Here is a 24,913-nt window from a genome sequence, read left to right on the forward strand (position 1 = left end):
CCCACTGCCAATGACCGAACAGGAAATGATTATCAACGCGTTGGGTGTCGCTCCCAGTGTTGACGTCGCGCTGGAAGCACGCCGGCGTATCGACTTTCTCGGCACGTATCTGCGTGCATCGGGCCTCAGCACCTATGTGCTGGGGATCAGCGGCGGGGTGGATTCACTCGCCGCGGCCCTTCTGGCTCAACGAGCCGTCGAAGAACTGCGATCGGCTGGATACGACGCCAAATTCCTGGCCGTTCGGCTCCCGTATGGCAACCAGGCCGACGAGAGCGACGCCCAGCGGGCTTTGGACACCATAGGGGCGGACGAAGTGCATCGGGTCGACATCAAGCCGGCTGCCGACGCAATGCTAGATTCGATCAAGCGGGCTGGTGTCGAGTTCGGCGACGCAGGCCGCGAGGATTTCTTGCTTGGCAACATCAAGGCGCGTCAGCGCATGATTGCCCAGTTCGCGCTCGCCGGCGCCAGCCGAGGACTGGTCATCGGCACCGACCATGCGGCCGAGGCACTGATGGGCTTCTTCACCAAGTTCGGCGACGGCGCCGCCGATATCCTTCCTCTTTCGGGGCTAAACAAACGCAGGGTGCGAGCCTTGGCCGCGCATCTGGGCGCTCCGCCCGAACTCGTCGACAAGATCCCGACCGCCGACCTGGAGAACCTTGTCCCGCTTCGTCCTGACGAAGATGCCCACGGCGTCACGTATGAACAGATCGACGATTTCCTCGAAGGCAAGGAAATCGACGAGGCCGCGCGGACGCGGATTCTTCATGTGCATTCCAGCACGGCACATAAGCGCGCGCTTCCGGTGACAGCGATTGCGCTAACACTCTCGCCATGACGGCATTGGCAATAATTCCATGATACCGTTTCGTGGTCAGCACCTCGTGGAGATTGCTTCCGCATGTTGGCAACCGCATCGATGAGCACTGTGACGGCATGAACAGCCGGACCCTCGATAACATTCCGCACTCGGGTTTGCTACCTTCGAGCGCCTGAGCAGGTTGGCCGATCCGACGTAGGCGGCGACGCCATCTGCAAGCACGATCCTCACGTGAAAGGGTTCTTGCGTGAGGTCGCCGCCGCCATAGTCGATGATGCGCGTCGTCGCCTTTTCCAGGCGAAGTCTAGCCTCGGCGCACCCCGAGAGTTGGGAGGCATCCCTTATGACGAGGACGCGCTCGATCGCTTCCGTCGTCTCGAATAGTTCTGCGGCCAACGCGCCATGCAGCGCTTCTTCAGCGTCACCGCGCCTTCCGGCCATCAGATGGTGCTCACCCTCGAGCGGGCCGGATTGATCCGCAGGCAACCGGGCCTCGCGCACAGCATTGAACTGCTCGTCAAACCCGATATCCTACCCAGGCTACAACCCATCGAACCCGTCGAACCCTCTGCGCAGGGGTACTAGACGATGTTAGCCTTTCCGGCTGCGCTCGACGAACTTGTTGAAGCGGCTAGTCTTTCCGCCGCTGGTCTCATCCTGGTAGAGGAACGCCAGTTCGTTCTCATCGAAGATCCTGAAGAACTCGTCCCATTCAACGGGCTCGAACGTCTCTTCAGGCTCGCCGAAGTCGATGCGCAGTATGCCGCCCTCGCCCTTGGTGCGCACCACCGCCGGCCGCCCGTCGCGATCCTCGGCCCAACGGCGGATTTCGTCGTGATCGGTGGTCGTCTTCGATTCAGACATCGCAATCTCCCTTCGATTCCACCGCAGACCGCGAGACCCCGCGTTGCCGGTCTGCCTCCACACAACCAGCAGATGCATCGCTGCCCGGCATGTGCGCGGTTGGTCGAACATGGCTCCTAACACCAAGCAGCCTTCGATGTTCCCACGCCTGGTTGAACCTACCCCGGCGAGCCTCCTGAACTTTGTTGAAGCAAGGGAACAAACCTTTCGCCCGGAAGTTTGGGGCGGCAAAGCCATTCGTATGAGGAGTTGTCGTGAAACGTATACTGGTCACGGGAGGCTGCGGTTTTATCGGCCGCCACGTCGCCCAGGAACTCGTTGAACATGGCTATGGGGTTTCAATTCTCGATGCGCTGCTGGACCAGGTGCATGGCGGCGAGGCAATCAGCCTGCCGGCAGGCGCCAAGCTGATCAAAGGCGACGTTCGTGATCGCGACGCCATCGCAGAGGCGGTCGACGATGTCGACGCGATCATTCACCTGGCGGCTGAAGTGGGTGTCGGCCAGTCCATGTACGAGATCGCCCGCTATGTCGGCGCCAACGACCTCGGCACCGCCACGTTGCTGGAAGCACTGATCAAACGCCCGATCGAACGGATCGTCGTTGCTTCGTCGATGAGCGTCTATGGCGAGGGTCTCTATGCCACGCCGGACGGCCGGCGCATCGACAATGCAAGACGGCAGCCGGACGACATCCGCAGCGGCCAATGGAATCCCCTGTCGCCGGAAGGAGAAGTCCTGTTGCCCCTGCCGACCGACGAGCAGAAACCCGTCGACCTCGCCTCGATCTACGCGTTGACGAAATACGCCCAGGAACGAGCCGTGCTGATCTTCGGCGAAGCCTATGGCGTCGATGCGGTGGCGCTGCGCCTGTTCAATGTCTTCGGTGCCGGACAGGCACTCTCCAACCCGTATACTGGCGTGTTGGCGAACTTCGCCTCGCGCATCGCCAATGGCCAGCGGCCGCTGATTTTCGAAGACGGCGAACAGCAGCGCGACTTCGTTCATGTACGCGATGTCGCCCTCGCCTTCCGGCTGGCGCTGGAACAGCCCGAGGCGCGCGGCCACGTCATCAACATCGGCAGCGGGCGGGCCTACGCGGTCAGCGAGGTCGCCCGGCTGCTCGCCGAAGCCATGGGCGTGCCTGGGCGCCAGCCCGAAATCCTCGGCAAGGCACGCTCCGGCGATATCCGCAACTGCTTTGCCGATATCTCCAAGGCGCGCGAACTGCTCGGCTTCCAGCCGCAGCACCGGCTGGAGCATTCGCTCGGCGATTTCGCCGCCTGGGTGCGCAACACGGTCGCCATCGATCGCAGTGCAGAGATGAAGCGGGAACTCGAAGCGCGAGGGCTGGTATCATGAGACCGGATTCACGCAATTTTCGCGAAGCGCCCGTCGCCATTATCGGCGGCAGCGGCTTCATCGGCTCGAACCTCGCCGATAGCCTGTTGTCGGACGGCGAGCCGGTGCTGGTCATCGACAATCTGAGCCGTCCCGGCGTCGAGCAGAACCTGGAATGGCTGACGCAAAAGCACGGCAACCGCCTCGCTGTCGAGATCGCCGATGTCCGTGACGCCGAGGCGCTCACGCCGTTGGTGGCAGGCTCGAGGGCGGTTTTCCACTTTGCCGCGCAGACCGCCGTCACCACGAGCCTGGTTCGGCCGGACGAGGATTTCGACATCAACCTGCGCGGGACGTTCAACGTCCTGGAAGCCGCTCGCCGCAGCGGCAAGCGCATCCCCGTCGTTTTCGCCAGCACCAACAAGGTCTATGGCCGCCTCGCCGACCTCGCCATGCGCGAAGAAGACGGCAGATACGCGCCTCGCGACGCGGGCATCCGTGCGCATGGCGTCGACGAGACGCGCGGCCTTGATTTCTGCACGCCCTATGGCTGCTCCAAGGGCGCGGCGGACCAGTATGTCCTCGACTACGCCAAGTCATACGATCTGCCGACGGCGGTGCTGCGCATGAGCTGCATCTATGGACCGCGCCAGTTCGGGACGGAGGATCAGGGCTGGGTCGCCCATTTCCTGCTTAACGCGTTCTCCGACCGGCCGATCACCATCTACGGCGATGGCAAGCAGGTGCGCGACATCCTCCACGTTGCCGACGCGGTCGCGGCTTACCGCGCCGTGCTCGACCGCATCGAGGCGATCAAGGGCCAAGCATTCAATCTCGGCGGCGGACCGGACAACGCCGTCAGCCTGCGCATGCTGCTGAAGGAGATTCGCGACATAACGAAACGGGACGTTCCGATTCGTTACGACCGCGAACGCACCGGCGACCAACCGTTCTTCGTCGCCGACACACGCGCGATCGAGGCGGCACTGGGATGGAAAGCGCACGTCCCGTGGCAAAACGGCATCCGCGACCTCGCCGACTGGCTGCAGCGTCATCGCCTCGACGCGCATCCCGAACCGGCGAGGTACGTGGCATGAGGGTCGCTCTGGTCAATCCGTCCTGGACGTACCAGGACAGCATCTATTTCGGCTGCCGCCAGCCGCATCTGCCGCTCGAACTCGGCTATTCGAAAGCGCTGCTCGAAGCAGCTGGCCACGAGGTGCTGATGCTGGACGGGCAGATCCAGAAGCTCGACAACGCCGCGCTCGCCGATCGCGTCGCCGCATTCGAGCCTGACATGACCGTCGTCAGCACCGCGCCGACCTACCTGTTCTGGCGCTGCGCACCGCCCGAGTTGCGCGTGCCGGCCGATTTCCTCAATCATCTTGCCGGGCGCGGCGGTCGCACCGTCGCCGTCGGGCCGCATGGCTCGGCGACGCCGACGCCGACTTTGCGCAAGCTTGGCGTCGACATTGTCGTGCGCGGCGAATGCGAGGAAGTGGTCGCGGAACTTGCCCGGCGCGACGACTGGACCGCGGTGCCGTCCACGGCCCATTTCGAGGATGGAGAACTGGTCTCGAACGGCGGCGTCCATGCGAGCTCGTTCATCGATCACCCGCCGCTCGAATGGCCGTCGGACTGGATTGCCGCGCATTCGCACCACCATCACCGCTTCGACGACAACCAGGTCGGTTTCGGTGCGGAGGTCGAGGCGTCGCGCGGCTGCCCGTACAATTGCAGCTTCTGCGCCAAGATCGATTTCCGCGATGCCTATCGCCGCCGGAACCACGAAGCAGTTATCGCCGAGATCGACCGGCTGATCGCACAGGGCGTCGGCTACATCTACTTCATCGACGAGATCTTCCTGCCGCAAAAGGCTTTGCTGGAGGCGCTGGTCGATCGCGATGTGAAGTTCGGCGTGCAGACCCGTATCGACCTCTGGAAACCGGAACTGCTGAGACTGCTCGGCGCCTCCGGCTGCGTCTCCATAGAGGCGGGGCTCGAAAGCCTGACTGTGGAAGGCCGCGCCATGCTGGCAAAACGCTGCCGTTTGGGCACCGAGGAGCTGGCCGCGTTGCTGGTCGACGCAAGGCGCCACGTGCCGTTCGTGCAGGCCAATCTGATCGGCGTGGTTGAGGACGATCCCGCGCTCGTCGATTATTGGCGGAAGCACCTGATCGACAACGGCGTTTGGGCCAACGAACCGGTGCCGCTCTATCCTTATCCGAGTTCGCCGAGCTACCGCGAACTTTGGGGCGAGCCGGACGATCTCGCCTGGGAGCGCGCGCATGAACATTATCTCGCATCCTTCCGAACGTTCAGCGACATCCAGGAGAAGCGGCCGCGTCCGCTGGCCGAATTGGAGGCCACATGTTGCGGACACTGAGCCCGCGGCCGCGGCGTATCCTGATGACTGTCGATGCCGTTGGGGGCGTCTGGCGTTATGCGCTCGATCTGGCCAGGCAACTGGTCGCCGGCGGCGACAGCGTCGTGCTTGCCGGGCTTGGTCCGGAACCGTCCAGGCAGCAGGCGGAGGAGGCCCAGTCATTCGCGGCGCTGACATGGCTCAACACGCCGCCCGACTGGATGACCCGCAACGAGCACGACCTCGACACATTGCAGCAGGAGCTGCACCCGCTCATACGTGACTACGCCGTCGAAATCGTCCATCTCAACGCGCCGACGCAGGCCGCGGGGCTCGATGTGCCCTGCCCGGTGGTAGCGGTCTCGCATTCCTGCGTGGTGACATGGTTCCACGCCGTCAAGGGACAGGCGGCGGACGGCGAATGGGCTTGGCAGAAGGACCGCAACCGGCGCGGTCTCGACAAAGCAGGCATTGTCGTTGCGCCGAGCCGCAGCCATGCCGACATGCTCGAAACCTGCTACGGGCCGATCGCGCGCCTGTGCGTCGTCGGCAACGGCGCACGGCCCGGCGCGAAGAGCGAAAGGCGGGAATCGGTCGTTTTCGCCGCCGCGCGCTGGTGGGACGAAGGAAAGAATGCGGCGGTGCTGGACCAGGCCGCCTCCCTGACGCAATGGCCGGTCTTCGTCGCCGGCTCGCAGCAAGGGCCGGACGGCCAGCATGTTGGCTTCAGTGGCGCCGTTCCCCTCGGGCCGGTGCCACATGAGGAAGTGCGCTCGCTGATGGCTCGGGCCGGTATCTTCGTATCGCCGTCGCTCTACGAACCGTTCGGCCTGGCCACGCTGGAAGCCGCAATGTCGGCAACGCCCTTGGTGCTCGCCGATATCGCGACCTACCAGGAACTGTGGGACGGCGCGGCCCTGTTCTACGACGTGCGCGATCCGAGTGATCTCGCCAGCTGCATCAATGGCCTTTGCAATGACGCGCAGCGCCGGCGAGAGCTCGGTGAGGCGGCGGCGCGCCGAAGCCGCAGATTTTCACTGGCAAGGCAGGCGACCGCCATGCGCGGCGTCTACGACAAGGCGGCCCTGGCCACCATGGCGGATAATTGATTATGCGATTTTTATTCTACACCCATTCGATCGTTTCCGACTGGAACCACGGCAACGCACATTTCCTGCGCGGCATCATGCGCGAGCTGGTCGTGCGCGGGCACCAGGCGATCGCGCTGGAACCCGCCGACGGTTGGAGCCGGTCGAACCTGGTAGCCGAGAAAGGGTCCTTCGCGATCGAGCGATTCCGGAAGGATTTCCCCGAGTTGATGCCGGTGACCTACGATGCCGCTTTCGACCACGAAGCCTGGATATCCGATGCCGATGTGGTGATCGTGCATGAGTGGACCGAGCCGGACCTTGTTGCGCGGCTGGGCAAGGCGAAAGCAACTGGCGGCCGTTCCACGCTGCTGTTCCACGACACGCACCATCGCGCCATCTCGGCCACGCAAGCGATTTCTGCCTTGCAGCTTGAACATTACGACGGCGTGCTCGCCTTCGGCGCGGCGCTGCGGGAAAGCTATCTTCGCGCCGGATGGGGCAAGCGGGTCTTTACCTGGCACGAGGCAGCCGATGACCATCTGTTCGAGCCCCATCCTGAAATCGAGCGCTGCGCCGACCTGATCTGGATCGGCAATTGGGGCGACGACGAGCGCAGCGCCGAAATCAGGGAATTCCTGGTCGAGCCGGTGCGTGAGCTCGGATTGAGCGGCACTGTCCACGGCGTTCGCTATCCACGGCAAGCGCTCGCCGACCTTGCGGCCGCCGGCCTGCAATACGAAGGTTGGATCGCCAACGCCGACGTGCCGAAGGCGTTTGCAGCAAACCGCATCACAGTGCACATCCCCAGGCGTCCATACCGCGAAAGCCTGCCAGGCATCCCGACCATCCGTATGTTCGAGGCGCTCGCCTGCGGCATCCCGCTGGTTTCGGCGCCGTGGTCCGATGTCGAACGCCTGTTCAGGCCCGGCGTAGATTTTCTGTTTGCAAACAACGGTTCCGAGATGCGGCGTCATCTTCGCGCCGTGCTGCACGACGCGGATCTCGCCGCCTCTCTGGCGACTTCGGGCCTCGAGACCATCCGCTTGCGGCACACATGCCGGCACCGGGCGAATGAGCTGTTCGGCGTGCTCGCCGAATGCGGGCACCGCCAAGCCGCCGACACGATCCTTGCAAAGGAGGCCGCCGAATGAAGATCGCATTTTACGGGTCGAGCCTGCTGTCGTCCTATTGGAACGGCGCGGCCACCTATTACCGCGGACTGCTCAAGGCCCTGGCAAGGCTCGGCTATGACATCACCTTCTACGAGCCGGACGTCTACGATCGCCAGAAGAACCGCGATATCGCGGCGCCGGACTGGTGTGCCGTCGTCGTCTACGAGGCCACTCCGCATGCCATGATGCAGGTGGCGGCGCGGGCGGCGGAGGCAGATATCGTCGTCAAGGCAAGCGGCGTCGGTTTCGCCGACGACGCGCTGTTGCGGGCGGTGCTCGATCACGCCCGTGCCGATGCGCTCACCGTATTCTGGGATGTCGATGCGCCGGCGACGCTTGGCCAGTTGCGCGACGAGCCCGATCATCCGCTGCATCGCGCGCTGCAGGAAATCGACCTGGTGCTGACCTATGGCGGCGGCGACCCGGTGGTCTGGGCCTATCGGGCAATGGGGGCGGCCGAATGCGTGCCGATCTACAACGCGCTCGATCCGGAAACGCATCATCCGGTCGGCAAGGACATGCGCTTTGCCTGCGATCTCGCCTTTCTCGGCAACCGGCTGCCGGACCGCGAGGCGCGCGTCGAGGCCTTCTTCCTCGACCCGGCCGGCCGCTCGGCCGATCAGCGCTTCCTGCTCGGCGGATCGGGCTGGGGCGACAAGCAGATGCCCGCCAATGTCCGATGGCTCGGCCATGTCGGCACGCGCGACCACAATGCATTGAACGTCACGGCCAAAGCGGTGCTGAACATCAGCCGCGACAGCATGGCGGCCAATGGCTTTTCACCTGCGACGCGCGTTTTTGAGGCGGCGGGCGCCGGCGCATGCCTCATCACCGACGCCTGGCTCGGCGTGGACCTGTTCCTGAAACCCGGCGAGGAAATCCTGGTCGCGCGCGATGGCGAGGACGTCGCCGAGATCATGCAAAGCCTTAGTGCCGAACGGGCTAAGGCGATCGGAACATCGGCGCTTCGGCGCGTGCTTGGCGAACATACCTATACGACACGTGCCGTTTTAGCCGACGCCATCTTCAGGCGCCATTTCGAGCGTCCGACCGTGGAGGCGGCCGAATGACAAAGCCGCTCGACATCGTCTTTCTTGGCCTGTCGCTCTCCTCATCCTGGGGAAACGGCCACGCCACCACCTTTCGGGGGCTGCTTAAAGGTCTCCACGAACTCGGCCACCGCGTCACTTTTCTCGAACGCGACGTGCCGTGGTACGCAAGTCACCGGGATCTGCGCGATCCCGATTTCTGCGCCTTGCGCTACTATGAAACGATCGATGATCTTCGCCGCAATTTTGCGCGCTGCCTGCGCGATGCCGATATCGTGGTCGTCGGCTCCTTCGTTCCCGAAGGCCCTGAAATCATCGACGTCGTGGCATCGCTGTGCACGGGTCAGTTCTGCTTCTACGACATCGACACTCCGATCACGCTGGCAAAGCTTTCGGCCGATGATTGCGAGTACATTGCCAGGCGGCAGGTCCCGTATTTCGACGTCTACTTCTCCTTCACCGGCGGGCCGACGCTTGCCCGTCTGACGGCGGAATTCGGCGCGAGGCGGGCCGAGCCGCTCTACTGCTCCGTCGACCCGGAACGGCATCACGGAACCGGTGATCCAATCCGCTGGGATCTCGGCTATCTCGGCACCTACAGCCCCGACCGCCAGGCGACGCTGGAAGCCCTGCTGTTCGAACCGGCGCGTCGCATGCCGGAGCGCCGCTTCGTCGTGGCAGGCTCGCAATATCCGCGCGAAATCGCCTGGCCGGACAATGTGGATCGCATCGAACACCTGCCGCCGGCAGATCACGCCGCCTTTTACAGCCGCCAACGCTACACGTTGAACGTCACGCGCAGTTCCATGATCGCGGCCGGATGGTCGCCCAGCGTGCGCCTCTTCGAGGCAGCCGCCTGCGGCACGGCGATCATCAGCGATAGCTGGGCCGGACTGGACAGCCTGTTTCCAGAGCGGACGATCCACACGGCGCGCAGGACCGAGGACGTAATCGGTATCCTGTCTGGGGAATCCGACGGCGCCCGGCTTGCCATGGCCAGGCAGGCGCGCGTGCTCATCCTCGCAGCTCACACAAGCATCGCAAGAGCCCGCGAATTCGTTTCGCTGCTGGCGCAGACCAAATCGCCACGTTCTGTTCTCGATCTGGACGTCGAGAGCGCAGCATGACCCGCAGACGGGAGAAGATAGAGATGCAGCTATCAAGAAAGGCGCAACGGACCAAGACCGTGCTTGTCGCCGGCGGCGCAGGTTTCCTCGGTTCGCATCTTTGCGAGACAATGCTCCAGGCCGGCTGGCGCGTGATCTGCGTCGACAATTTCCTTACCGGCCGCATGGAGAACATAGCATCGATCGCCGATCGTCCGGATTTTCGGCTGATCAAGCAAGACATTTGCCGACCGTTGGAGCTTGGCGAACCGGTGGACCGCATCTTCAACATGGCGTGCGCGGCCTCGCCACCACGCTATCAGGCCGACCCGGTCCACACGACACGGACTTGCGTCATCGGGACGCTCAATCTGCTGGAGCTCGCCGCCCGCAATGGTGCCCGCTTCCTGCAGGCGTCCACCAGCGAAGTGTATGGCGATCCAGAACAGCATCCGCAAAATGAGGACTATGTCGGCCACGTAAATTGCATCGGCCCCCGCGCCTGCTATGACGAAGGCAAGCGCACCGCCGAAACCTTGTGCTTCGACTATCTGAGAATGGGAAAAGCCGATATCCGTGTCGCGCGCATCTTCAACACCTATGGTCCCAGGATGGACCCTGCGGACGGACGGATCGTTTCCAATCTGATCATGCAGGCACTCGAGAGACGGCCGCTGACGATATTCGGCGACGGGCTGCAGACCAGGTCGTTCTGCTACGTTTCCGATCTGGTCGACGGCTTGATCCGGTTGATGGAGGTCGATCCCAACCCGCGCCAGCCGATCAATCTAGGCAATCCGGGGGAGTTCACCATCCTGCAATTGGCGGGCCTGGTGAGAGGCATGACCGCCACCAAATCGGACTTGAAATTCCTGCCGCTGCCGCAAGACGATCCTCGTCGTCGGCAACCCGACATTTCCCGTGCAAGGAAGCTTCTCGGCTGGTCGCCAAAAGTGCCGCTCAGGCAGGGTTTGATGCGCACGATCGGCTATTTTGCCGAGCTTGAGACGGCGCAGATGATCGACAGAAGACGTCGAATTGCCGCCACCGTGCGTTCTGCATCAGGCCGGCTGCAAAATCTGCCGGCCTGAGGCGGGGAGCGTCTGGCCGCTGCTTGGTCACGACGGAAAGCGCCGTCGTCTCGGATTTGGTCACTTTTTCTCGTCGCGGGAACAACCCGTCCAGCTTCTGGTTCTGTCAAGGTACCGGCATGGAGACGATTGTGCATCCGAAGCGATCCGCCAAAGACATCGAACAAATGGCCGCAAAGGAGACGGCTGCCTTCCTGCGGCGCGCCTCCATCACCTATCTGGAATGTTGTGTGAGCCTGATGATGACGCATCTTCAGCGCGAGGAGGTAGCGGCCATCCTCGAAAAGGAAGCGGATATGCTGCGCCGGCTGGACTGATCCCGCTCGAGCGGCGGCAGGTCGCCTTGGCTTTCCAGGAAACGAAGCAGCGCGGCAGCGTAACGTCTTGCCGCGGCCGCCAGCCGGATCTGTTCCCGATCATCGCCCGATCGCTCAGCCATGCTCCACAAGCCAAGCTGGAAGGCGAGATAGCAGGGCTCGTAGTAGTGGACCAGATTGGCATCGACGGGACGAGACGTAGTCGCCTCGACAGCTTTGCACAGTGCCGCAGTCGCCGCGTCGGCGAGGCTGTACTCGACACGGGCGCCAGCAATGTCCCAGGCGATGTCCTGGCAGCCGACCAGATCGTGCGACCGACAATGGTCGAGGGCGTCCGTCTTGATCAGCGTTCCGCCGCGCGAAAGGATGAACTCCCACGGATGAAGCCGCCCGTCGATTTCGACCCGCTGCATGGTCTTTGGTGGAGCCTGTTTCGAGAACCAGTTCCGCAGCTCCGCCGCGCGGCTTTCGCCCAAAGCCTCGCTTGTATTCTGCACGGCCATGTCGGCAAGCGCCTCCAGCGAGGCGCCCGGTTCGGAGGCGGGCAGATTGGCTGCGCGCCAGGACAGATAGCGCGCGAGATGAGCGACCATTTTTTCTTTCGAATGCCTTGCCCGCTCCAGCGTTGTACCGTCGATCCAGCGTTCAACGAGAAAGCCATGGCACAGCCCGGCGATGTCCGGGCCAAAGCCTGCGTCATTCAGCCTAGTGGCAGTCTCGGCCTTGTGCATTCCGATTTCACCGAGGCCGACGAATTTGACCGACCATTTTTCCCGGCCCGCAGAAGCAAGAAACTTTCGCCGCTCGAAGCCGCGGTGAACAGGTGGCCAATGTTCCTCCGTCCTGTCTCGAAAGCGACGCCACTCTCCGCCAGATATTTCGGTCAAGTTGACCGCTGTGCTGCCGATCGTCCTGGCCACCCAATCCCGCAACGTCGGGACAGCGGATCCAGCGGGGAAAGTCCGTTCGAAATCCGCGGTGTGTTTTTGGCAAACCGTCCATGCCTCACGACTGTCCGCCGATGCCTCGGGACCCGGCCCACCCGAATGGCTGGGGAACAGATGGATGCGCCCGGCATCGATATCCAGCGCTTGCAGCCATGCGACGACTGCGTGAAACGAGCTGCCGGACAGGCCCGGGCCCTCATCGACGACAGCGAAATGGGCCGATGGCCTTGTCCTCCAGCCGCCGATCAGTTCCGGATCGGCGGCAAGCCGCCTGCGAAACGGATGACCGGTCGGACGGACGCTGACGGGTGCCGGCGCGCCGATGGCTGCCGCCACCATCGCTGCCAATCCCAGGCCGATGCTGCGGATGCCGATTACGCATGTGTTCGCATCGAGACCCGACTGCCGTGCGGCGACGAAATAGCTCTCCGGATAGAGCGCGTAATGGGCGTAGCCCTCGGCCGTGCCGATGAGGATTTCGCCATCGCAATCGAGTTCGGCCAGCATTCGCGGCACTTCGGCATCGACCGGGCCGTCGATGGCGAATCCGGCCGCCCACGATCTGCCCACGTCCCGGGCCAAGCCGACCAGGAGATTTGCGCCCGCGATCCGTTGTCGGGAATTCCTGTCCATGCCGTTGGCCTCGAATTCAGCATCGGCAAGCCCCTGGACCAATTCCGAGATCTTGATGAACAGGCCGACCAGGGCTGCGTGGCGTTCGATCCCACTTGGCATGTCCGCAATGTGCTCGGCCGCTTTGCAGGCTGAGCCGCGAACATGTTGCGCGCTCTGCATTCGCTTGTGGTCGCCATAGACGATCATTGTCCGTCCCGGTTGGCCTCACTGCACAACTCGGCGAGCGCTACTTTGATCCACCATCGGTTGCACGATTTTTGCAGCCGGCAAGGAACAATCAGCGAGGCAGGTGGTTTGGCACGAAGAACTTACCTTCAACAGCATAGGCAGCGGTTTCGTGGGATCGAAGAAAGTTCGGATCGGAATAGTAGGCGTCGGCAACTGCGCCTCCTCCCTTATTCAGGGCATCACCTATTACCGTGACGCAAGGAGCAATGAGCCCATCCCCGGGCTGATGCATGCCGATCTTGGCGGCTACCATGTCAAAGACATCGAGGTGGTCTGCGCTTTCGATGTCGCCAAGGGCAAAGTCGGATGCGATGTGGCAGACGCGATCTACAGCGCGCCGAACAATACTTTCCGCTTTGCCGATGTGGCGGCTACCGGCGTTCGCGTCGAACGCGGGCCGACACTGGACGGCATCGGCAAATATCTGCGCGACGAGATCGCGGAGGCCGACGAGCCGGTCGCCGACGTCGGCAAGATCCTCGCCGAAAGCGGCGCCGAAATCCTGGTGTCCTATCTGCCTGTCGGTTCGGAGGAGGCAACGCGCTTTTATGCCGAGTGCGCGCTCGAGGCGGGCTGTGCCTTCGTCAACTGCATACCCGTCTTCATCGCCTCGCGGCCGGAGTGGCGCCGGCGCTTCGAGCAGCACGGCCTGCCGCTGATCGGCGACGACATCAAGAGCCAGGTCGGTGCGACGATCGTCCACCGGCTGCTCGCCAACCTGTTCCGCGAGCGCGGCGTGCGCATCGATCGCACCTACCAGCTCAATTTCGGCGGCAACACCGACTTCCTCAACATGCTGGAACGCGAGCGGCTGGAATCGAAGAAGATCTCAAAGACGCAATCCGTCACCAGCCAGATCGACGTTCCCCTGGAGCCCGGCAACATTCACGTCGGGCCGAGCGACCATGTGCCGTGGCTGACCGATCGCAAGTGGGCCTATATCCGGGTCGAAGGTACGACCTTCGGCGGTGTGCCGCTGAATGCCGAGCTCAAGCTGGAAGTGTGGGATTCGCCCAATTCGGCCGGCGTCGTCATCGATGCGGTGCGTTGCGCCAAGCTGGCGCTCGACCGCGGTATCGCGGGCGCGCTGACCGGTCCCTGCAGCTATTTCATGAAATCGCCGCCCGAGCAGTTCACCGACGCGGAAGCCCGCCAGCGCACGCTCTCTTTCATCGCCGGCAAGGACGAGCCGATGCTCGATGCCGCGGAATGACGACGACGTTCTTTCTGGTGCGCCACGCCGCGCACGACAATGTCGGCTGTTATCTTGCCGGACGGATGGCCGGCGTTTGCCTCGGCGAAGCCGGCAAGGCACAGGCCTCGCATCTGGCAGACCGCATGGCACGCGAGGCGATAGCGGCAATCTTCTGCAGCCCGCGCGAACGCACGCAGGAGACCGCCAATCCGATCGCGCTCGCCTGCAATGCCGGTGAAATCGTGATCCGCGAGGAACTCGATGAGATCGACTTCGGCACCTGGTCGGGAAAGACCTTCGAAGAGCTGAACCAGGATGCCGACTGGCGGGTGTGGAACGACCAGCGTCAGCAGGCGAGAACACCGAGCGGCGAGACCATGCTGGACGTGCAGCAACGCGTCGTCTCATTGATCGAGCAGGTCCGCGGCACCTACCAGAACCAGGGCGTCGCACTGGTCAGCCATGCCGACGTCATCAAGGCCGCCGTGTGCAAGGTGCTCGGCCTGTCGCTGGGAAACTGCTTTCGCTTCGATATCGACCCAGCGTCGATCACCACGGTTGTTTGGGGGGACTGGGGGTCGAACCTGATCAGACTCAACGAAGCTGCCTGACGAGGAATTGCCGGATGCGCATGGTCATTTTCGGTCTTACCGTGACATCGTCGTGGGGCAATGGGCACGCCACGCTGTGGCGCGGATTGATCCGGGCGATGGCCGGGCTGGGCTGGTCTATCACCTTCTTCGAACGCAACACTCCCTATTATGCCGGGACGCGCGACCTCGACCAGTTGGATGGCGGCAACCTCGTCCTTTATCAGGATTGGGAGGACATCCAGCGCGTTGCCGAGCAGGCGATGAATGAGGCCGATGTGGTCATCGTCACCTCCTATTGCCCCGATGCCGTGAGCGCGTCGCGCCTTGCCCACCAGGCCTGTCGCGGGCTGAAGGTGTTCTACGATCTGGATACGCCGGTGACGCTGGCGCGGATCGAACAAGGTGATCCTCCGGCCTATTTCGGGCCGGAAGGGCTTCGCGATTTCGATCTCGTGCTGAGCTACACGGGAGGAACCGCGATCGACGCATTGAGGTCGATGCTGGGTGCGCGTCGCGTCATGCCGCTCTACGGCCATGTCGATCCAGAGCGACACCGGCCCGCCCCGCCCAGGCCGGAGTTTGCCGGCGACCTTTCCTATCTTGGAACCTATGCGGCAGACCGCCAGGCCGGGGTCGAGAGGCTGCTGGTCAGTCCGGCTGCGCGCCTGCCGGAGCGCCGCTTCATCATTGGCGGCGCACAATATCCGCAGGAATTCCCGTGGAGCGACAATATTTTCTTCGTCCGGCATCTGCCGCCGGCCGACCACCCCGCCTTCTTTTCATCATCACGGCTGACCCTGAACGTGACCCGCGAGGCGATGGCCGAAAGGGGCTGGTGTCCTTCCGGCCGGCTGTTCGAAGCCGCCGCTTGCGGTGCCGCGATGGTGAGCGACACATGGCCGGGACTGGAGGCCTTTTTCCGGCCCGGCGAAGAGATCGTCGTGGCGAACAGCACCGACGACGTGGTCGCCGCGCTCGACCTGTCCGACGCCGAGCTTGACGCTATCCGCCGCCGAGCGCGCGAGCGGGTGCTGGACGAACACACCTCGGCGCGGCGCGCGAAGGAATTCGACCGCATCCTGTCCGATGCACTGCACGGCTCCACGCATGGCGAGCCGTTGAAGGAGGCAGTTTGATGTTGGGCATCGTGCCCGCAGCCGGACGGGGAAGCCGCATCCAGCCGCTCGGCTTTTCGAAGGAGCTTCTGCCGGTCGGCAGCCGCATCGAAGGCAACACCGAGCGGCCTTGCGCGGTCAGCGAATACCTGGTGCGCCGCATGGTGCGCGCGGGCGCCGACAAGATCTGCTTCGTCATCGGCTCGGGTAAGTCGGATATCCTCGAATATTATTCTGCCGGCTATGCCGACGCGACTGCGCTGTTTGTGGTGCAGCCCTCTCCGGTCGGCCTTTGCGACGCCATCTTCCGTGCCGCACCGCTCGTCACAGCCGATGAGACCGTTCTGGTCGGGTTGCCCGATACGATCTGGTTTCCCGAAGACGGCTTCCTGGCCCTCCCGGACGACGGCCTGTCCTTCCTGCTGTTTCCAGTGGACCAGCCGGAGTTCTTCGATGCCGTCGTTGTCGACCAGGACGACCGGGTGAAGCAAATCCAGGTCAAGCAGCAGAATGCCCAATCGAACTGGATCTGGGGTGCGTTCAAGATGCCCGGCCGCACCCTTCACCAGCTCGCCGCGCTGTGGCGGGAACGGGACCGGTGCGACGAATATATCGGCACGCTGGTCAATGCCTATCTTGCCGCCGGAGGCGATGCCTATGGCATTAAGGCTGGCACCGCCTATGTCGACGTCGGCACCTTCAACGGCTACCGCACCGCACTTCGCCTGCTTGAAAGCGCCGCCGGTACCAAGGACGACCAAGTCGCCATTACGCTGCCCGGCCACCAGCACGTCCCTGTCCTCGCAGGCGAAGGAGGCTAGCCATGCTGCATTCCGATGCCGAAATCCGCCGCCGTATCGATGCGCTCGGCCCATGGTTCCACAATATGGAACTGGCCGGCATCGAAACCGCTCCCGACCATTTCCTTGGCAACTATCCGCTGATCAAATGGCGCAAATTCGCGGACGCGATTCCCGCCGATCTTTCCGGCAAGGCGGTGCTCGACATAGGCTGCAATGCGGGTTTCTATTCGATCGAGATGAAACGCCGCGGCGCCGGCCGCGTGCTTGGCATCGATTTCGATGAGGCTTACCTGGCGCAGGCGCGCTTTGCCGCTGAGGTTGCGGACTGCGACATCGAATTCCGGCAGCTCTCGGTCTACGACGTTGGCGCCCTGCATGAGCGGTTCGACATCGTGCTGTTCATGGGCGTGCTCTACCATTTGCGCCATCCCTTGCTCGCACTCGATCTGATCCGTGAGCACGTCGCCCGGGACCTGATGATCTTCCAGTCGATGCAGCGCGGCAGCACCAACGTGCCGGCGCTCGAGCAGAATTATCATTTCTGGACCCACGACCTGTTCGACCGGCCGGAGTTCCCAAAGCTGCATTTCATCGAGCATCGCTATGCCGACGACCCGACCAACTGGTGGATTCCCAATCGCGCCTGCACCGAAGCCATGCTGCGCAGCGCCGGCTTCGAGATCGTCCTGCAACCGGAGCAGGAGGTCTATTTCTGCCGCACCGCCGACGTGCCGGCCGGTGGCGGCGTCGTCTACCCGTCGAAAGGACAAATAAATGATTGAAGCCGCGATGATCTGGAACGAGCCCAACAACAAATCCCACTGGGATCCCGAGCTCGACCCCGACTGGAGCCGCTTCGCCAACATGGCAACCCTGGTCGCCGACGCGATCGCGTCGGAGAATCCGGCCTTGACCAAGGTCCTTGGCGGCATCTCGCCGATCGATGCCGGTTTCATGACACGGATGAAGGAGTTCGACGTGCTCGATCATGTCGATGCTGTCGCCGTGCACGGTTTCCCGCTCGACTGGAACCTCTGGCAGATCCACGAATGGCCGCAGAAGATCGGGGAGATTTCGGCTGTCACCGATCTTCCGGTATGGGTCAGCGAGGTCGGCGTGTCGACCTTCGGCGCCGAGGAGGTACAGGTCTGGGGCCTGCGCCGGACCGCGGAATTGCTGATCGGCAACGCACCGCGCATCCAATGGTATAGCCTCTACGACCTGCCGCGCGAGTGGGAAGCGACGACGCGCCATCGCGAGGCGGAAGGCTCGTCTTACTACCGCCATTTCTACATGGGCCTGCTCCGCCAGGACGGCACGCCAAAGCCCGCGCTCGAGGAGTTCCTGCACCACACGCCGGCAATGGGACTGGTGCAGTGGTTCCATTTCGAAGATCACCGGCTGGGTGACGCCGTCGCCTGGATGAAACGGCTCGGCGTCACCAATCTGCGCACCGGGCTTTCCTGGGCCGACAGCTTCAGGCCGAACGCACTTGACTGGTTCGACCGGCAGATGGAGGCTTTGGCCGACTTCGACGTGACGGTTACTTTCTGCTTCACGCCGGAACACCGCGGAATGATGCCGCACCACAGCAGTCCGCCGCTGGTGCCGGAGGAATTCGCCGACTTCTGCGCGGCAATGACGCGCCGATATGCCGGCAGCATCGCTGCCCCTTCGGTCGGCAGGCTGCGCGCCTCCGCAGCGTGAGGAGCTTCGGCTCTCCAGCCATGACGCTCACCGTCCTCAACGTCGCCTATCCCCTCGCCCCGGTCGGGCCGGATGCGGTCGGCGGCGCCGAGCAGGTTCTGTCGATGCTCGACCAGGCGCTCGTACGCGCCGGACACCGTTCGATCGTGATCGGCTGCCAAGGCTCGAGCGCGGCGGGTGTCCTCATCGAGACGCCGGCCGAACCGGGCGTGCTCGATGAAGCGGCGAGGCACCGGGCACAGCGTGCTCATCGCGCCGCAATTGCTGCCGCGCGCGCCCGTTGGCCAATCGACGTGGTTCATTTGCACGGCATCGATTTCGACGCCTATCTGCCGGGCGACGGGCCGACATTGGTGACCTTGCATTTGCCGCTCGACTGGTATCCGGCCGACGCTCTCAATCCGGCGCGAAACGATCTATGGCTGCATGCTGTATCCGCGGCTCAGCAAAGAACCGCGCCGCCGGGAGCCAGGCTGATCGGGCCGATTCCCAACGGAGTGGACGTCGACGCGCTGAGCGAACCGCAGGCCAAACACGACTTTGCGCTCGTGCTCAGCCGCGTCTGCCCGGAAAAGGGCATCCATCTGGCGCTGGACGCAGCCAAGAAGGCCAGCGTGCCGCTGGTCATCGGTGGCAAGGTCTACCCCTATGAAACGCACACAGCGTATTTTCGCGACGAGGTCGAACCCCGGCTGGACGACCGGCGCCGCTTCCTTGGTCCGCTCGGCTTTGTCGCCAAGCGGCGCCTGCTGAACACAGCCCGCTGCCTAGTCATCCCGAGCCTTGCCGCGGAAACCAGTTCGCTCGTCGCCATGGAGGCGCTCGCCTGCGGCACCCCCGTGGTGGCCTTCCCGAATGGCGCACTGCCGGATGTGGTCGAGCACGGCAAGACCGGGTATCTGGTTGGGGATGTCGACAAGATGGCCGAAGCCATCGCTGCCGCACCCAGCCTGGACCCCGAGACCTGCCGGGCCGAGGCGCGGCGGCGCTTTTCACTCGACCGCATGGTTTCCTCCTACATGGACGCCTATCGGGCGCTGGCACGGCTCGGCACAGACAGCGGGCAGCTCGCGACGGCAAAGTGAGCGCGACATGCTCCGCAGTGAGATCATCGACGATCCGGCGGACCTCGAAGCCCTCGAGCCGCACTGGTGGGAACTCTGGTCGAGCAGTCCCTCGGCGACGCCGTTCCAGTCTCCCGCATGGTTGCTGCCATGGTGGCGGACATTTGCTCCCGGCGACCTAGCGACGGTCGCCATCTGGCGTGGCGACGATCTGGTCGGCCTGGCGCCACTCTATCTGGAACGCCACGACGCCGGCGCGCGATTGCTTCCGCTCGGCATTTCGGTGAGCGACTATCTGGATGTCCTTTGTCTTCCCGAGATCGCCGAACCGGTCGGCGCAGTCATCGGTGGCGCCGTTCTTTCCGTCGGCTGGTCACAGTGGATCTTGCAGGACCTGCCTCCCGGCGGCGCCGGCCTTGCCATCAGGCATGCCGCGCTCGAATCGTGCCAAGCCGTCGGTCACGCCGCTTGCCCGGTGCTCGCCCTCGCCGGCGACCAGACGCTTCAAGGCTGTGTTCCGGCGCGGCGGAGGCGTCAATTGCGCCGCGCCCACAGGGCCGCGTCGAGACGCGGCAGTGTCTCCATCGAACCCGCTTTGTCCGATCCGCAGACATTCCTCGACCACCTGATCCGCCTTCACCGCGCGCGCTGGGCCGGACACGGCGACGGCGTGCTGTCCGATTCCCGCGTGGAAGAATTCCACCGTCAGGCGCTGCCGCAAATGGCCGCCCAAGCGCTTGCCCGATGCTGGCTTATCACGATCGGTAACGCGATCGTGGGCGCCTATTACGGGTTCCATCATCGTGGCCGCGCTTGCGCTTATCTCGGTGGCTTCGATCCGACCTATGCCGAGGAAAGTCCCGGCGCGCTGCTCATCGGCCAAGCGATAAGGCAGGCGATCTGCGAAGGCGCGGAAGAGTTCGATTTTCTGCGCGGGCAAGAGGCCTACAAGTACAGCTGGGGCGCCGTAGACCGGTGGACGATGCGCAAGATCTGGACGCGGAGCAAAGGGCGATGAGCGCGACGCAGCCAGGATCTCGGCGGTCGACATCAGCAAGGCGGGTGCTGGAGGACTGCATGGCAGACGGTGCCGGCGTCGAAGCCGTCATCGCCAGGCTGGCTCTCCGTTTCGAGACAGGAATCGATGCTGCAGAACTGGCGAAGATTGCACAAAACACACATTCGGCCGATTCGCGAAAGACGGCAAAACTACGACGGATTGCCGACCTGCTTCAGCGCAGGCCCGAGATCTTCGCCACGCTGCGCAAAACAGGTGGTGCCGTTCGGCACGAGCGTGGCGAGGACGAGACCGACGATGCGGTCGTCAAGCGGCTGGCGGCCGGGTTTGACGCGGCGGCGGCGATCTCCCCGGCGGCGAGCGTCCAGCTGTCATCGCTGGGCAATGAGGAAAAGCTCTCTGCCGCTACGGCTGAGATCGTTGCATGGCTGGAGAGGCGAGGCTTTACCGGCACTGACCGCGACATACTGGATATCGGCTGTGGTATCGGTCGGTTCGAACAGGCGCTCTCCGCTCTGTCGCACCGGATCGTTGGCAGCGATATATCCCCAGCGATGATCTCGATCGCCCGCCGGCGATGCGCCGGGCTCGGCAATGTAGAATTCCGCCCTGCGCGCGGTTTCGATCTTGCCGATTTTTGCGATGCCAGCTTCGACCGCGTGCTGGCCGTCGACAGCTTTCCCTATCTGGTGCTGGCCGGCCTTGCGGAGCGACATTTCGTGGAAATCGCGCGCGTGCTGAAGAGGCCGGGCATGGCCGCGCTTTTGAATTATTCATATCGCGGATCGCCGGCGCTGGATCGCGCCGATGTCCATAACTTCGCCAACGCAAATGGCATGCAAGTCCTCGTCGACGGCGAAAAGCCTTTCCGGCACTGGGACGGCGATGCCTTCCTGCTTACGATTTCCGGCGGAACATTGCGGCCCAACGATGGTTCGGATGCCGAACGGGAAAAGCCGCTATTCGACAGTATGAAGGAGGACAAGATGGCGTCCGGCAGCAAGAAGCACATCGGTCGCGGCAGTCACGGCAAAGGCGCTGGCGCTGGCGCGATGACCGATCTTCCCAAGGACAAGATCGGAGAGAACGCCGTTCTGTCCAACAGAGACAAGAAGCAGCACACCAAGGAGCGTGGGCTCGACGGCAATCGGGTCAAGTCCGAGCAGTACCAGGATCATTCAGCGGATCGGCGGCCTGAAGACTGATCGTTGCGGCAGCATGTGGCTTGCAGCCGGTGAGCAATTGAAAGGCGGCGAGAGCCCAACCGCTGACGAAGCTGTGCAAGGACCGATGCCGGTCGCATGGACGCCCTGCAAATTCTTGCAAACTCGCACTGTTGCCACCAGAGTGAGGTGAAGGAACCAACATTTGCCAAGAGAACGCGATGTCTCGCTCAAGGGAAGATTCCGGCAGCAGGCGTGCCGATCTGACGATAGATCGGGAAATCGCTTCCTTGCTTGCGGCCATCGAGCAGGAAAGGGTTCCTGACCGGCTGACCAAACTTGCGATCGAATTGCAGCATGCGCTTATCGAAAGGCGCTTGCGCGAAACCAGTAACTAACGTGACGTGTATTAGCGGCGCCTCTCGGCTTCGAAGTCCAGTTGTCCTTCGGACAGATAGCTGCGCCTTTCCATCAGGGTTTGCGAGGAACTTTCGCCAAGATATTCCAGCACGCCGGCGCGTGCCCTGTTGAGCCGGCTCTTCACGGTTCCCACCGCGCAACCGCATATTTCGGCCGTTTCCTCATAGCTGATGCCCAGAACGCCTATCAACATCAGAACCTCGCGCTGGTGCTCAGGAAGACTCTGGATGGCCTGGTGGACCTCCTTGCCCTGTACGGACCATTCCTGCGTCGCTTCCGAGATCGGCCGCAGCGAAGCGCAGTCGAGCAGGCCGGGCGCTTCCCTCACCGCGGCCCTGACACGCGTGTAGTAGGTGTTGCGCATGATCGTGAAGAGCCATGACTTCATGCGCGTTCCAGCTTCGAACTTGTCAATGTTGGCCAAGCCCTTGGTCAGCGTCTCCTGGACCAGGTCGTCGGCATCATCGGGAGTGCGGCAGAAGGTGCGGGCGAAAGCCCTCAAAGCGGGTATGAGGTCGACGATGGAAACTTCTTCGGTTTCGCGAGTCGCCAAGGCGTAGGCTGTAGGTGGCAATGGTCCAGCTCCCGTCCAGAATGAGTTCGTGAGCGCAGACCAGTTAAATGCATTGGGCGAAAGATCGTTCCGGCTGGCGAAAATCACCCGGATCGGGAACCGGAGCGGCTTGGCTGGGCAACCCAGCCGGCGGTGATATTTTTGACGGAACAACCACCGGTATCGCGGAGTTGGAATCCAGGCCGTCCGAAAATCCGGGGCGCCGCCATTGGCGTGTCGAAACGCGATTTTCGCAGCGAGCCTGGGCCGCCACCTTAAGGACAGTCCGCCACCTCAAAACAGGAGGAACCCATGACAGGAAACAAGCACGCCAAAGGCAAAACGCCGGCCGATAGCGACCTTGCCAACGATCCCGGCATCGGCAGTTCCAAGGGCACGATCAAGGAGGGCGACCGGCTCGATCAGGGCGACAACACGTTCGAAGGCGATGTCGAGAACGACACCACGCCTCAAGGCGGTATCAATCCCCGGCAAAAGATGCGGACCAACAAATGACGCCAGCATCGGCCGGCGCACGATCGAACAAACCCGCTGCAACCCGTGCAGCAATCCCGCGTTAAAGAGCATGGGCCTCGCGTCCGCCCAGCGTTGATGCGACAGGCTCTTTCGCGGAGACACAGATGACAAAAAAATCGTTTGGCCGCCCCGTTCCAATTCTCGTCGGCCTTGGTTTCCCTCGCCATGTCGAAAATATCTGGCAGGCCTATGACGTCTTGAACGAATGGCCGAGTCGCGGCCCGGCGCACAAGGCGGCGTTCGACGCCTGTCGCGCCGGGCTGGCTGACGAGGTCGATGCCGAGACCGTGCGCGCGGCGTTCGAAGCATTCGCCCGCAAGGCGGGCATTCTGGCGCACGATGTCGCCGCCGAAATACCAGCAGGCACCAATCCCACTGCGGTTCGCGACGTCGGCTAAAATGCCCAGCAGGCCATGTGACCTGCTGAGGCTAATTTATATCAAGGGTGGTTAAATCGGGAGGACCGCCATGCTGGAGATAAAGTTCGATGCTCCGGTTTGCATCTACTTCGGCAAGCCGGGACGATCGCGAATGGTCAGCTCCGTTTTCGAGGCTTCTTACTGCCTCAAAAGCGAGAAATGGCCTGCCCGCAATGCCCCGTTGTCGCTGATGGCGGGAGATGCATTGGATGGCGCCCAGATCGGCCAGATTACGGCAGCGGAAGCCCGCGAAGCATTTATCGACGCGGCTTTGGAAGCGAAGATTCTTGTCGAAGGCGAGCCGCATGACACACATGCCCGGACGGCCTTCATGCCGGACGGCGGGTGAACCGGCAGGCTGCTTCCCCGCAGAGCCGTTTATCACGAATGGCTGGCTTCCTCGGCCTTTTTCTCCCGCTGCTGCCTGAGGACCTCGTCGGTTCCGACCAGCTTCTTCGATCCGCCGGGGATCGCGGTGGAAACAACAGCCGGCGGGTCGCTTGCGGGGAAAGAATCCTCCAGACCCGCCTGCAGCTGGTCTTCCAGCGTCTGCGGCTCTTCCGAGCGGCCAGGGGTCCTTCGGGTGTCTACATTCTCCAGCGGCTGTGTCATGTCCGGTGAAGACCTGACTTCTCGAATCCAGCCATAGAGCTGTTCGATGGCAAATTCCTTCATTGTGTCGAAATCGGCCTTTTCGTCACGCGATGCCTCGATTTGGTCAACCATGGTCTTCTCGAACCGTTCGAGGCTCTCGCTTCCACACGCTCGGCAGAGACGCACCAGCGCCTCGCGCAGTATGAGCGGCGCAAAGTGCGCTGTCGCCTCGAGCCTGAGCTGCTGCAAACGCTCCGGGGTAGCGGCTTGGAACTTCGACATGCTCGACCTCTTCGCCTAGTGGAGCATGTCAACGAAAATTGTCGGCGGATGTTCCATCGGCGGCCGCTGCATCGCTCGATCCTCAGCGGTGCGCTCCACCACCGACTGCCATGCGGATACCGAGACAGACGACGAAGCAGCTGTGCCGGATGACCGTCCGGCCGCCCGCTATGTAGAACCCATGCGGCCACTTCGGCCCGGGTTCGCCAGATGCCTTGGTGCCATCGTTGGACCTGCCGGCATTTCGCATCATCTTGAGTGCTTCGTCCCTGGTCAGGCCGCACCTGCGGGCAAAACAATCGATCTCATAGGCCAACTCGGCCGACAGGTCGTGTTTGGCATGCATTTTTCGCTGGTGTTTGCGTGCGCCCATTCAGGCTCGGTCCCGGATCAGCCGGTTCCCAGCGCCTGGCCAATC

29 protein-coding genes and 1 pseudogene are annotated in these 24,913 nt (G+C 63.1%); 24 read left to right on the plus strand and 6 right to left on the minus strand.

All coding sequences use genetic code 11. The features are described 5' to 3' along the window. Positions 1–10 precede the first annotated feature (10 nt). Both nadE and NKI52_RS11170 read left to right on the plus strand, forming a co-directional pair. A complete protein-coding gene (gene nadE / locus NKI52_RS11165) occupies positions 11–844 on the plus strand; it encodes an NAD(+) synthase (RefSeq protein ID WP_352697968.1) in 834 nt (277 codons plus the stop codon). A 384-nt stretch (positions 845–1,228) separates the two neighbouring features. Further along, the gene (locus tag NKI52_RS11170) at positions 1,229–1,411 is read left to right on the plus strand and encodes a hypothetical protein (protein ID WP_352697970.1); all 183 of its coding nucleotides are present in this window, start codon (positions 1,229–1,231) and stop codon (positions 1,409–1,411) included. Positions 1,412–1,417: 6 nt separating this feature from the next. Here the strand turns inward: NKI52_RS11170 and NKI52_RS11175 are convergent, their stop codons facing one another. Then, positions 1,418–1,690, minus strand: coding sequence for a hypothetical protein (locus NKI52_RS11175; protein ID WP_023676123.1), 273 nt, complete (start codon positions 1,688–1,690; stop codon positions 1,418–1,420). Positions 1,691–1,944: 254 nt separating this feature from the next. Between NKI52_RS11175 and NKI52_RS11180 the strand changes: the two genes are divergently transcribed. From NKI52_RS11180 to NKI52_RS11220, 9 genes are read left to right on the plus strand one after another with little or no spacing between them, the layout of a single operon-like run. Beyond that, positions 1,945–3,051: an NAD-dependent epimerase/dehydratase family protein gene (locus tag NKI52_RS11180; protein ID WP_352697972.1), complete on the plus strand. Its 1,107-nt coding sequence runs from the start codon at positions 1,945–1,947 to the stop codon at positions 3,049–3,051. Continuing rightward, the gene (locus tag NKI52_RS11185; RefSeq protein ID WP_352697974.1) at positions 3,048–4,127 is read left to right on the plus strand and encodes an NAD-dependent epimerase/dehydratase family protein; all 1,080 of its coding nucleotides are present in this window, start codon (positions 3,048–3,050) and stop codon (positions 4,125–4,127) included. Before NKI52_RS11180 ends, NKI52_RS11185 begins: the two co-directional genes overlap by 4 nt. Continuing rightward, positions 4,124–5,416 (plus strand): TIGR04295 family B12-binding domain-containing radical SAM protein, encoded by a 1,293-nt coding sequence (locus tag NKI52_RS11190; protein WP_352697976.1) that lies wholly within the window; start codon positions 4,124–4,126, stop codon positions 5,414–5,416. Before NKI52_RS11185 ends, NKI52_RS11190 begins: the two co-directional genes overlap by 4 nt. Next, entirely contained in the window at positions 5,401–6,504 is a 1,104-nt protein-coding gene (locus NKI52_RS11195; RefSeq protein WP_352697978.1) for a glycosyltransferase family 4 protein, read from the plus strand. The genes NKI52_RS11190 and NKI52_RS11195 overlap by 16 nt, the downstream gene beginning before the upstream one ends. 2 nt (positions 6,505–6,506) lie before the next feature. Next, complete coding sequence (locus NKI52_RS11200) at positions 6,507–7,637, plus strand: CgeB family protein (protein ID WP_352697980.1); 1,131 nt, start codon at positions 6,507–6,509, stop codon at positions 7,635–7,637. Then, positions 7,634–8,728, plus strand: a complete 1,095-nt coding sequence (locus NKI52_RS11205; RefSeq protein ID WP_352697982.1) for a CgeB family protein — start codon at positions 7,634–7,636, stop codon at positions 8,726–8,728. The genes NKI52_RS11200 and NKI52_RS11205 overlap by 4 nt, the downstream gene beginning before the upstream one ends. Then, positions 8,725–9,834, plus strand: a complete 1,110-nt coding sequence (locus NKI52_RS11210; RefSeq protein ID WP_352634531.1) for a CgeB family protein — start codon at positions 8,725–8,727, stop codon at positions 9,832–9,834. Before NKI52_RS11205 ends, NKI52_RS11210 begins: the two co-directional genes overlap by 4 nt. 23 nt (positions 9,835–9,857) lie before the next feature. After that, on the plus strand, positions 9,858–10,904 hold the full coding sequence (locus NKI52_RS11215; RefSeq protein WP_352697984.1) for a UDP-glucuronic acid decarboxylase family protein: 1,047 nt from the start codon (positions 9,858–9,860) through the stop codon (positions 10,902–10,904). A gap of 23 nt (positions 10,905–10,927) precedes the next feature. Then, positions 10,928–11,221: a hypothetical protein gene (locus NKI52_RS11220; protein ID WP_031211608.1), complete on the plus strand. Its 294-nt coding sequence runs from the start codon at positions 10,928–10,930 to the stop codon at positions 11,219–11,221. On the opposite strand, the gene NKI52_RS11225 is transcribed toward NKI52_RS11220, so the two are convergent. Continuing rightward, on the minus strand, positions 11,158–12,903 hold the full coding sequence (locus NKI52_RS11225) for a hypothetical protein (protein ID WP_352697986.1): 1,746 nt from the start codon (positions 12,901–12,903) through the stop codon (positions 11,158–11,160). The genes NKI52_RS11220 and NKI52_RS11225 overlap by 64 nt on opposite strands. 238 nt (positions 12,904–13,141) lie before the next feature. Here NKI52_RS11225 and NKI52_RS11230 point away from each other — a divergent pair, with 238 nt between their 5' ends. The 10 genes and pseudogenes from NKI52_RS11230 to NKI52_RS11275 all read left to right on the plus strand — a co-directional run bounded on the left by NKI52_RS11230 (position 13,142) and on the right by NKI52_RS11275 (position 21,732). After that, positions 13,142–14,245, plus strand: a complete 1,104-nt coding sequence (locus NKI52_RS11230; protein ID WP_352634539.1) for an inositol-3-phosphate synthase — start codon at positions 13,142–13,144, stop codon at positions 14,243–14,245. After that, positions 14,242–14,838: a histidine phosphatase family protein gene (locus NKI52_RS11235; protein WP_023676135.1), complete on the plus strand. Its 597-nt coding sequence runs from the start codon at positions 14,242–14,244 to the stop codon at positions 14,836–14,838. The genes NKI52_RS11230 and NKI52_RS11235 overlap by 4 nt, the downstream gene beginning before the upstream one ends. A 14-nt stretch (positions 14,839–14,852) precedes the next feature. After that, positions 14,853–15,956, plus strand: coding sequence for a CgeB family protein (locus NKI52_RS11240; RefSeq protein ID WP_352697988.1), 1,104 nt, complete (start codon positions 14,853–14,855; stop codon positions 15,954–15,956). Continuing rightward, the gene (locus tag NKI52_RS11245; RefSeq protein WP_352697990.1) at positions 15,956–16,756 is read left to right on the plus strand and encodes a nucleotidyltransferase family protein; all 801 of its coding nucleotides are present in this window, start codon (positions 15,956–15,958) and stop codon (positions 16,754–16,756) included. Before NKI52_RS11240 ends, NKI52_RS11245 begins: the two co-directional genes overlap by 1 nt. Before the next feature lie 2 nt (positions 16,757–16,758). After that, positions 16,759–17,520, plus strand: a complete 762-nt coding sequence (locus NKI52_RS11250) for a TIGR04290 family methyltransferase (protein ID WP_352623179.1) — start codon at positions 16,759–16,761, stop codon at positions 17,518–17,520. Then, complete coding sequence (locus NKI52_RS11255) at positions 17,513–18,445, plus strand: glycoside hydrolase 5 family protein (RefSeq protein WP_352697992.1); 933 nt, start codon at positions 17,513–17,515, stop codon at positions 18,443–18,445. The genes NKI52_RS11250 and NKI52_RS11255 overlap by 8 nt, the downstream gene beginning before the upstream one ends. Positions 18,446–18,465: 20 nt before the next feature. Next, entirely contained in the window at positions 18,466–19,530 is a 1,065-nt protein-coding gene (locus NKI52_RS11260) for a glycosyltransferase family 4 protein (RefSeq protein ID WP_352691140.1), read from the plus strand. A 7-nt stretch (positions 19,531–19,537) separates the two neighbouring features. Continuing rightward, complete coding sequence (locus NKI52_RS11265; protein ID WP_352697994.1) at positions 19,538–20,527, plus strand: GNAT family N-acetyltransferase; 990 nt, start codon at positions 19,538–19,540, stop codon at positions 20,525–20,527. A 59-nt stretch (positions 20,528–20,586) separates the two neighbouring features. Then, positions 20,587–21,288, plus strand: a pseudogene (locus tag NKI52_RS11270) (class I SAM-dependent methyltransferase); the annotation flags it as partial. 225 nt (positions 21,289–21,513) lie between these two features. Beyond that, positions 21,514–21,732, plus strand: coding sequence for a hypothetical protein (locus NKI52_RS11275; protein ID WP_023676213.1), 219 nt, complete (start codon positions 21,514–21,516; stop codon positions 21,730–21,732). Positions 21,733–21,920: 188 nt separating this feature from the next. On the opposite strand, the gene NKI52_RS11280 is transcribed toward NKI52_RS11275, so the two are convergent. Both NKI52_RS11280 and NKI52_RS11285 read right to left on the minus strand, forming a co-directional pair. Then, positions 21,921–22,049 (minus strand): hypothetical protein, encoded by a 129-nt coding sequence (locus NKI52_RS11280; protein ID WP_352569237.1) that lies wholly within the window; start codon positions 22,047–22,049, stop codon positions 21,921–21,923. A 50-nt stretch (positions 22,050–22,099) separates the two neighbouring features. Beyond that, positions 22,100–22,663 (minus strand): sigma-70 family RNA polymerase sigma factor, encoded by a 564-nt coding sequence (locus NKI52_RS11285; RefSeq protein WP_023676143.1) that lies wholly within the window; start codon positions 22,661–22,663, stop codon positions 22,100–22,102. A gap of 312 nt (positions 22,664–22,975) precedes the next feature. Between NKI52_RS11285 and NKI52_RS11290 the strand changes: the two genes are divergently transcribed. The 3 genes from NKI52_RS11290 (at position 22,976) to NKI52_RS11300 (ending at position 23,968) form a co-directional block, all read left to right on the plus strand. Then, on the plus strand, positions 22,976–23,179 hold the full coding sequence (locus NKI52_RS11290; RefSeq protein ID WP_023676144.1) for a hypothetical protein: 204 nt from the start codon (positions 22,976–22,978) through the stop codon (positions 23,177–23,179). 125 nt (positions 23,180–23,304) lie between these two features. After that, positions 23,305–23,598, plus strand: a complete 294-nt coding sequence (locus NKI52_RS11295) for a DUF982 domain-containing protein (RefSeq protein WP_023676145.1) — start codon at positions 23,305–23,307, stop codon at positions 23,596–23,598. 70 nt (positions 23,599–23,668) lie between these two features. Further along, positions 23,669–23,968, plus strand: a complete 300-nt coding sequence (locus NKI52_RS11300; RefSeq protein WP_023676146.1) for a DUF982 domain-containing protein — start codon at positions 23,669–23,671, stop codon at positions 23,966–23,968. A 32-nt stretch (positions 23,969–24,000) separates the two neighbouring features. Here NKI52_RS11300 and NKI52_RS11305 read toward each other — a convergent pair whose 3' ends face one another. Both NKI52_RS11305 and NKI52_RS11310 read right to left on the minus strand, forming a co-directional pair. Further along, positions 24,001–24,495 carry a hypothetical protein gene (locus tag NKI52_RS11305; protein ID WP_023676147.1) on the minus strand — a complete coding sequence of 165 codons (495 nt, stop codon included), beginning with the start codon at positions 24,493–24,495 and terminating at the stop codon, positions 24,001–24,003. 82 nt (positions 24,496–24,577) lie between these two features. Next, complete coding sequence (locus tag NKI52_RS11310) at positions 24,578–24,868, minus strand: hypothetical protein (RefSeq protein ID WP_156937320.1); 291 nt, start codon at positions 24,866–24,868, stop codon at positions 24,578–24,580. Positions 24,869–24,913: the final 45 nt, after the last annotated feature.

Origin of the sequence: Mesorhizobium sp. M0590 (assembly GCF_040320905.1) — a bacterium.
Lineage (GTDB): Bacteria > Pseudomonadota > Alphaproteobacteria > Rhizobiales > Rhizobiaceae > Mesorhizobium.